Consider the following 7,314-nt stretch of genomic DNA (forward strand, 5'->3'; position numbering starts at 1 on the left):
ACGCGCCATCGACTACCTCGCCGGGAACGCACGACGCGCACACCCTAAACGGGATCGACAACGTGGGCGGCTGCAATTCGGTCTGGAGCCGATTTTCGCGAATCCTTAACTACATAACCTATGAGCGGCAACCTCGCGCAGTCGTTCTGGATCGCGGGCGCCCTGTTCGTCCTGCCGATCGCCGCGATGGTCTATTTCGTCGTCACCGATCTGAGCGCTCAGATCGAGTTCGCGGATAAAGAACGGCTGGGTGCGGAATACATCGCCCCATTGGTCCGTTTTCAACGAGCGGTGATCGATTACCGGACCGGGGTCGCCTCGCCGCCGGCGGTGGACGGCACTTCTGAGGCGACCGAGGCGGACCTCGCCGCAGCGGTCGAGCGCGCGGCGCAGGAGGTCGGGGCCGTCGACCAGCTTAATGGTGGCATTCTGCGCGTCGCGGATCTGTGGGAGATCGCCAGCCGCGATTGGACCCGGATCAAATTGGGGATGCACGATGTCACCCGCGAGGAGCGCCTCGCCGCCACCGATACCCTGCTCGTCCGGCTGAGGAAATCCATCCAGGACGTCGCGGACAGTTCCAACCTGACCTTGGATCCGGAAATCCATACCTATTACCTGATGGACACCTTGAGCCAGAAGGTCCCCCAGGCCCTCCAGTTTCTGGGCGATGGGCGTGACGCCGGGATCGCCTCGCGCAACTCGGCTGCGCTGGCCGACATGGTGCGGTTTCGCTCGTCCATGACCAGTGCCGCGGTCGCCAGCGACCAGATTAGGAACAGCGTGAAGCGCGCGGTGGAGTCCTACGTGCCTCTTGACGGGACCGTGGGACCCGCAGCCAAGAAGGCCCAGGACGCGATCGAAGGGGTGGTTCGCTTCGCCGAGACGGGTACCCCCGACACGACGACGTCATCGTCCGACCCGGCGTCTCCAGAACCACAGTTCGAGCCATCGGCACTCGAACCCCCAGACCCTCCCCCTCTCCCCGCGGCGCTGCACGATCCCATGGATCCGGTCTCAGCGCGTGTACCGGCGGTGGCCGGCGGCCCGACACCATCCGGCACACCCTTCGAGATCCGCGATGTCTCCGCGTGGCGAGAGGCGACCGATCGTGCGGTGGAGGCCCTGACGACGACCGCCGACAAGAGTGCGGTAGCCCTGCAGACCCTGCTCCTGGCGCGGGTCACCGATTTCAAGGTGACGCTCTGGATGCGCGTCGTATTCACGGTCGGGTTCTGCTTGGTCGCGGTGGTCACGTTGCGCCTCCTGAGCGGGAATCAGGTCCGAGTAGCGCGGGAGCGAAACGAGGAGGCCGCCCGGATCGCCGCCGAGAACCAGAACAACCAGCAGGCGATCCTGCGTCTCATGGACGAGCTCGCCGAGATCTCGGAAGGCAACCTCGCTGCCCGGACCACGGTCACGCCGGAGATCACCGGCGCGATCGCCGACTCGATCAACGCCACCGTCACCGAGCTGTATGGCGTGGTGACCGGTATCGATACCGCCGCCAAGCAGGTGACCAACGCCACCGATGAGGCACGCGTCGTGGCTTCGCGCCTGGCCTCGTCCGCACGCGCGCAGTCCACTCGGATCAAGGATGCTGCTACGGCCGTTCAGCTCATGACCCGGTCGATCACCGAGGTGTCCGAGACCGCCAAGCGCTCGGCCGATGTGGCGAAGCATACCCTCGACGCCGCGGAAACGGGCGCCCAGGCCGTCCATTCTTCGATCACCAATATGGAGAGCATACGCGCCCAGATCCAGGAGACCTCGAAGCGCATCAAACGCCTCGGCGAAAGCTCCCAGGAGATCGGTGAGATCGTCGATCTCATCTCGGATATCACGGAGCAGACCAATGTGCTGGCCCTGAATGCCGCGATCCAGGCCGCCGCTGCCGGTGAAGCCGGACGCGGGTTTACCGTGGTCGCCGAAGAGGTGCAGCGGCTGGCGGAACATTCCGCCACGGCAACCAACGAGATCGCGGCCCTGGTCAAGACCATTCAGTCGGATACTCAGGATGCGACGACGGCCATGGAGCAGAGCACCCAGCGGGTAGTCGAGGGGACCAGGCTCTCCGACTCCACGGGCTCGGCGCTCATCGACATCGAACGTGTGTCCAAGGACCTCGCGGGCCTGGTCCAGTCCATTTTCGTGTCGACCCAGATGCAGACCGAGATCGCCCAGGGGGTATCCGCCAACATGGGTGGGATCCTGGACGTTACCGAAAAGACCACGACCGGCGCCGGGTATATCGCCAGCGCGATGAACCAGCTCACGGAGACCGCCGGCCATTTGAAACGCTCGGTCGCCCGCTTCAGGCTATAGCTCGAAAACCGTGTGAAGTCCGATGATAAATGCGCTCTGGTCTCGCGATGATCCGCTGCGATCCCTCAAAACCGCCGTCGTGTCCGATCTAGCGGCCGCCCGCCACCTTATCGACGGGTACGAGATGGCCAGGGCAGGGGAGGGTTTGCGCCGCCTCGCCGGGATCCTCGACATGGCGATGTTGCCGATAGCGCAGCGGTTTTGCGACGAGATCGCCGAGCTGACCCTGGCGGTTGCCGCCGGCGCCGCGGGGGATCCCCAGGCAGCGCGGCGGCTTGCAGAGCGCGCGATCCGCGCGCTGCGCGATTACCTGGACGGTATCTCCGACGGCGCCGGCACGAATCCCATGCGGTTCCTGCCGCTCTTGGGCGAGATGGCCCAGGCGCGCGGTGTGCCCCCGGTTAGCGCGCACGACCTGTGTTCTTTCGATATACCGGTGGATCTTGCGGGCCCGCTTGGTCGCGAAGCGGATACCCAGGAAGATCTCGTGGTTCGACTCCAGCGTGAGCATGAGACGTATCAGCGCGGCCTCTTACGGTGGTTTAAAGGTGACGCCAGAGGTCTCGCCGCCATGCACGGAGCCCTCGGTGGGGTCCTGCGTACCCAGCCGGCCTCCCGACGGGCGTTTTGGTGGGTCGCGAGCGCGCTCGTCGAAGGTCTTCAGATGGCCCACACCGACACCGGCCCCGAGGTCAAGAAGCTCTGCGCGCGCATCGAGCAGGAGCTGCGCCGGTTGCGGAGCGGTGCGGCCGAAAGTGGCTCCCCGCTAGTGAGCGATGTGCTCTACGCGATCGCCACGACCTGCCCGGACGGTCCGCGTGCCCGCGAGGTCTCGGCATGGTACGGCCTCGACAAGGTGTTCCCGGACGCATCCGGCCCCGAGGTGGAGGTGAGCCCCGAGGGGCGCTCCGGGCATGAGGCCGTGCGGGAATCCCTCCATGCCGCCCGGGACGCGCTCGAACGCTTTCATAATGGTACGGATGGCGCTTTCGATGAGTTCATCGGCCATGTCTCGGAAGCGCGCCGCAAACTACCGCCGTTTTCCGGCGCACTGACGGATCTTCTCGATGCCATTGCCAATCACGCCGGATCGCGCACGTCGCACCAGACCGACCGCGTGGCATTGGACCTGGCAGAGGCCTTAATCATCGCGGACGACGCCTGCCGTCGGCCTGTGCTTTCAGAGACCGTGACGCAGTCCGTGACGGACTATGCGAATGAGTTGTGCTTTCTCGGCACCGCTTCGAGAGCGTATTCCATCGAGATCGCCGATGCCTTGCGGATGAGCGATGCCGCGGCCCCGGTGGCGACGGAGATCCTGAAGCGCTTGAGACAGGCGCAGCACCTCCTCGGTAACTTGTCGGAGGAAACGGTAAAGCCCAGCGAGATCGATGGCCTCGGCGACTCGATCTCCCAAAGCGCCTCCGTATTCGACATGCTCGGCGCGGTGCGAGCCGAGACGCTGTGTGCTCTTTGTGCCGCCCGAATCGCCGAGGTGAAGTCAGCCGATTGGGCAGCGAGCGAAGAGACCATGAACGTGATTGCAGAGGGGATCAGCGGACTCGATCTCTACTGCATGGCCGTCGAGCAGGGCCTTGCGGATCCCGAACGGCCGTTGCTGGCGGTCTTCGAACATCTCGGTCTCGCGGATCCCGGCACACCGCCGGCAGGGCCGCAGGACCTCGTGGCAGCCCCGGCCCTTGGCGATTCCGGCGATCCGGAACCTTCCGAAAACTTCTCCGAGGTGGATGCCAAGCTTCTTTCCGTCTTTCTGGAAGAAGCGCTGGAGGTTCTGCGGAACATGGAGCGCCAGCTCGCCGCGGTACGCGATGACCCTTCCGATGCGGAGGTCCTCGCCGAGCTGCGGCGGGGTTTCCATAAGCTCAGGGGCAGCAGCCGCATGGTGCATCTCGCCGACCTGGGCCACGTGGCCCATGCACTCGAAGATACGCTCGACTTTGCGCTGGACCAGGGTCGACCGGCGACGGGCGCGCTCGTGACCCTGATCGAATTAGCCCACAGGCGATTCGGCGAGTGGATCGATGCGCTGGGGCGCGACGGTCGGGCCGACATAGACCATGCCGAGCTGATGGGCATGGCAAGCCGCGTCAGGAACGGAGAGGAGACTTCTATCCTGACACAGGGAGCATGTGCCATGGCCGCTACCGGTCACGCTGCCGAGGACGCGGATGTGGCGCTGCCCGAATCGGCGACGCTGGAAGCGAGCGCTGAGGTGGTGATTGGGAACGCCGTCATGTCCGTCACGTTGTTTGAGAGCTTTGCCGGTGAGGCCCTCGTTCACCACGAAACCCTGAATCTCGAGTCCGAACACCTGAGCACGCATAGCCTTTGCGAGATCCGACCGGAGTTCGTGCGCGCAAGCCATACCCTCGCCGGTATCTCACGGACCGCGGGCCTCTCGCACATCGGCGATCTCGCTGGCGCGCTGGAACAATGGCTTCAAGCGCTCGCGCAGGACCCGCATCCGCTGACAACCGGTGGCCGCGACGTCTTGCGGGATGCGATCGCGGCCCTGGGCGGGATGATCGATGCGGCCCGGCGACGGCAGTGTCCCGAACCCAATCAGCTTTCGGAGAGCGCCGTGTTGATGGCGCGCATCGATTCCCTGTGCGCCGCGGTCGCCGATGCCTCCGAATTGCTCACCATCGAACAACCGTCCAGCCCCGGATCCCTTGGAGTGCACGGGGAGCCTGCCATTGTCGTCGAGCACGAACCGCCACCGGCCCCGGTGCAAGTCCCCGAGCATGCATCGGAGCGCCACAGCCGGCTCCGCTTGCTCATCGACTCCGCCCAGGAGCTACTGTCCAACTGGCCTACGCGGCGCAGGCCGATCGCCGAACCGCCGGCGCTCGTTGCTACCGATGAGGCGTCACACCCCGTCACGGAGATCGCGGTACCGGATATTGTCGCTGCCGAACCCGAACCGATCACATCGCGCCCGCAACCGGCGGCGGAGGGGCTCGACACCGAGATCCTGGCGTTCTTCGTCGAGGAGGCCTCCGAGCTCCTGTCCGCCATCGGGAGCGGGCTGCGCGCCTGGCGGGCCGATCCGAGCGACAACGGCGCGTCTCAGCAGTTGCTGCGCGTCCTGCACAACTTCAAGGGCAGCGCGCATACCGTCGGCGCGGTACATCTCTGCCGACTGGCCCACGACATGGAGGACCGCGTGCAAGCCCTGGTGGACCACGGCGATGTACCGGCCGTCATCTTCGATGCCCTCGATGAGCGTTTCGACCATTTGGCCCTGGCCACCGAAGCGCTCCAGAAACGACAGCCCGTGCAGCCGCAACCACGGTCCGACGCGGCGGATCCAGGAGCCCAGACCCTCGCGCCGGCTCTGCTATCGTCCGATCGCACTTCGGATGCATTGGTTCAAACGCTCGAACTCACGCCCTTGTCGAGCCGCGCGGCCCAGCTCCCCGACGCGACACTGGCCCCAGGCGGTAGCGGCGTGCGCGATCACCAGACGCTTCTTCGGATCCGCGCGGAGGTCGCCGACCGATTGGTGAATCAGGCGGGAGAGATCAGCATCGCGCGTTCCCGGATCGAGACCGAGATGGAAGCCTTCGAGCGCGGGCTGTCGGACCTCGCGGTCACGACCGGTCGGGTGCGCGAACAGTTGCACGAGATCGCCATCCAAGCGGAGAGCCAACTCCAGTCGCGTCTGTCGCAGGTCAAGTCGGACGACGCAAATTTCGACCCCTTGGAGTTCGATCGTTACACGCGCCTGCAGGAGCTGACTCGCATGATCGCCGAGGGCGTAAGCGACGTCGCCACGGTCCAGCAGGGGTTGGCGCGGACACTGGAGCACACCACCGCATCGCTGGCCGAACAGCGACGGATCGACCGCGAGCACCACCGTGATCTGATGCGGTTGCGCGCCGCGCCCTTCAGCACCATCACCGAGCGACTGTACCATGCCGTACGCCAAGCAGCGCGGGAATCGGGTAAAAAGGTAGACCTTACGATTCGAGGCGGGCATGTGGAGATCAACCGTACGGTGATCGAGCGCATGATCGCGCCTTTGGAGCATGTGCTCCGGAACGCCGTGGTGCACGGCATCGAGCCAATCGAAGAAAGACGGCGCGCCGGCAAGCCGGAGGTGGGAATGGTGACCGTGGCCTTGAGACCGGAAGCTACCGAGATCCGCCTCACGGTCAGCGATGACGGGGCCGGACTCGACGTCGCGCGCATCCGGGACAAGGCGCTCACCCGCGGGCTCATCACGCCTGAGCAGACGCTCCTCGACGAGGAGCTGATGCAGCTCATCTTCTCGCACGGGCTCTCGACGGCCGAGGAGATCACGGGACTGTCCGGACGCGGGGTGGGAATGGACATCGTCATGAGCGAGCTCGGCGCAATAGGCGGGCGCGTCAAGGTGACTTCGAAGCGTGGCAAAGGAGCGTATTTTTCCTTCTTTTTGCCGGTCACGCTCGGGATCACCCAGGCCTTGTTGGTGCGTGCCGGTATCGATGTCTTCCCGATCCCGACGGTGCTGGTCGGACAAGTGGTGGCCGGCCGTTTGGCCCATGACCAGGTCGGTCGGCTGCGGGAGTCGATAGAGCACCTGGGCCGCCGGTATAAAGTCTATTATCTGCCGGTACTCCTCGGCAAGCTCGATGCGACAGCAGAGGGGACGCGCGCGAGCAGGGTGCTCTTGCTCAGGGCCGGAGACGAATGCGTTGCCGTCTTGGTGGACGAGGTCCTCGGCAGTCGGGAGATCATGGTCAAGGATGTCGGAGCGCAGATCGGCTGGCGAGCTTGTCGAGCACGGCACGCGAGGTGAGACCCAGCGCCAACGGCTTGAGTTGCGCCCGCAAGGTGATGTGCAGGCAATAGGCCATGAAGGCGACGAAGATATGCGCTTCGATGCGCCTTTCGAGTTGATGGTAGATGGGGCGAAGCTGCAGATCGTCCTTGAGGTTTTTGAACGCCGCCTCGACCTCGGTGAGCTGGATGTAGAATTGC

The 7,314-nt window shown here is 65.0% G+C and carries 2 protein-coding genes and 1 pseudogene; 2 read left to right on the forward strand and 1 reads right to left on the reverse strand.

The window, feature by feature from the left end:
* The first annotated feature begins 120 nt into the window (after positions 1-120).
* Together M3461_00025 and M3461_00030 are read left to right on the forward strand one after the other, a co-directional pair.
* Positions 121-2,325, forward strand: a complete 2,205-nt coding sequence (locus tag M3461_00025; protein MDQ3772877.1) for a methyl-accepting chemotaxis protein — start codon at positions 121-123, stop codon at positions 2,323-2,325.
* A 1,801-nt stretch (positions 2,326-4,126) separates the two neighbouring features.
* Positions 4,127-7,132: an Hpt domain-containing protein gene (locus M3461_00030; protein MDQ3772878.1), complete on the forward strand. Its 3,006-nt coding sequence runs from the start codon at positions 4,127-4,129 to the stop codon at positions 7,130-7,132.
* Here the strand turns inward: M3461_00030 and M3461_00035 are convergent.
* Positions 7,098-7,314, reverse strand: a pseudogene (locus M3461_00035) (IS1634 family transposase). The gene M3461_00030 and the pseudogene M3461_00035 sit on opposite strands and share 35 nt — an antisense overlap.

It is taken from the genome of Pseudomonadota bacterium (genome assembly GCA_030860485.1).
Taxonomy (GTDB): domain Bacteria; phylum Pseudomonadota; class Gammaproteobacteria; order JACCXJ01; family JACCXJ01; genus JACCXJ01.

Bases quoted from the DNA above. Each gene is read 5' to 3' on its own strand.
- M3461_00025 (MDQ3772877.1), top strand. From the start codon at position 121: ATGAGCGGCAACCTCGCGCAGTCGTTCTGGATCGCGGGCGCCCTGTTC.
- M3461_00030 (MDQ3772878.1), top strand. From the start codon at position 4,127: ATGGAGCGCCAGCTCGCCGCGGTACGCGATGACCCTTCCGATGCGGAG.